This window comes from Fructilactobacillus sp. X3R2C1 (assembly GCF_059901235.1).
The window spans coordinates 1-238 of record NZ_JBWXVA010000084.1 but is presented as its reverse complement, the minus strand read 5'-3'; the positions used below and the strand labels follow the sequence as shown (position 1 = coordinate 238).

Annotated in this window: 1 protein-coding gene; it reads right to left on the bottom strand. The window is 63.9% G+C overall.

Annotated elements, in window-relative coordinates:
- On the bottom strand, positions 1–238 hold a 238-nt coding region (locus AC6UDB_RS07255), incomplete at both ends, for a PACE efflux transporter (RefSeq protein WP_500709593.1).

Genomic DNA, 238 nt, shown 5'->3' with positions numbered 1-238 from the left:
ATCCAGCATCCATGCCGCCACCGGCAGGCACCACACTACCAGCCCAGCCTCGAAGCCCAGGCCGTGCACGAAGCGCCCACTGGCCTTCCAGTTGATGCGTTCGGTCTGCACCCAGCGGTCGATCAGCGCGTTGTAGACCATGTTCCAGAGCATGGCGATAACCGACAGGGTTACCGCCAAGGCACCCGCAGTCGCCAGCGACTTGCCCATCACCCAGGACAACAGCGGTGCACACAGC